Below are 1070 nucleotides of genomic sequence, written 5' to 3'. Positions count from 1 at the left end.
CGATCTTGGCCAGGGCGGCGAACTCGAGCCGGCGCGCCGCAAGGCCGAGATGATGGGCATCAAGGACATCCGTGTCGTCGACGTGCGCGAGGAATTCGTCTCCGACTTCGTCTTCCCGATGTTCCGTGCCAATGCCGTCTATGAAGGCACCTATCTGCTCGGCACCTCGATCGCGCGGCCGCTGATCTCCAAGCATCTGGTCGAGATTGCCAAAGAGACGGGCGCCGACGCGATTGCGCATGGCGCCACTGGCAAGGGCAATGACCAGGTCCGCTTCGAGCTTTCGGCTTACGCGCTGAACCCCGACATCAAGGTCATCGCGCCATGGCGCGACTGGTCGTTCAAGTCGCGTACCGACCTGATCAATTTTGCCGAGCAGCACCAGATCCCGGTGCCGAAGGACAAGAAGGGCGACGCGCCGTTCTCGGTCGACGCCAACCTGCTGCACTCCTCTTCCGAGGGCAAGGTGCTGGAAGACCCGTGGAGCGAGCCGCCGGAATTCGTCCACCAGCGCACCGTTTCGCCGATGGATGCGCCTGATACCGTCACCGAGATCGAGATCGAATTCCTGAAGGGCGATCCGATCGCGCTCAACGGCAAGAAGCTGTCGCCGGCAACGATGCTGGCCGCGCTCAACGATCTCGGCCGCGACAACGGCATCGGCCGGCTCGACCTGGTCGAGAACCGCTTCGTCGGCATGAAGTCGCGCGGCGTCTACGAGACGCCCGGCGGCACGATCCTGATCGCAGCTCACCGCGCCATCGAATCGATCACGCTCGACCGCGGTGCTGCACACCTTAAGGACGAGTTCATGCCGCGCTATGCCGAGCTGATCTACAACGGCTTCTGGTTCGCGCCCGAACGCCTGATGCTGCAGGCGATGATCGACAAGAGCCAGGAAGACGTCGAAGGCACGGTGCGGCTGAAGCTCTACAAGGGCAACGTCATCGTCACCGGCCGCAAGTCGAAGAAGACGCTCTATTCCGACGCGCTGGTCACCTTCGAGGACGATCGCGGCGCCTACGACCAGAAGGACGCTGCCGGCTTCATCCGCCGCAACGCGTTGAGGC

The 1070-nt window shown here is 63.3% G+C and carries 1 protein-coding gene; it reads left to right on the top strand.

What is annotated here, in order from left to right; all coding sequences use genetic code 11:
- Positions 1-1070: argininosuccinate synthase (locus EN935_RS37420; protein ID WP_127374313.1), on the top strand; the 1070-nt coding region annotated here is incomplete at both ends.

It is taken from the genome of Mesorhizobium sp. M7D.F.Ca.US.004.03.1.1, assembly GCF_003998635.1.
In the GTDB taxonomy this organism is placed as follows: Bacteria; Pseudomonadota; Alphaproteobacteria; order Rhizobiales; family Rhizobiaceae; genus Mesorhizobium; species Mesorhizobium loti.
Note: the sequence above shows the minus strand (reverse complement) of the source record. Positions and strands in the feature narration are given on the sequence as shown.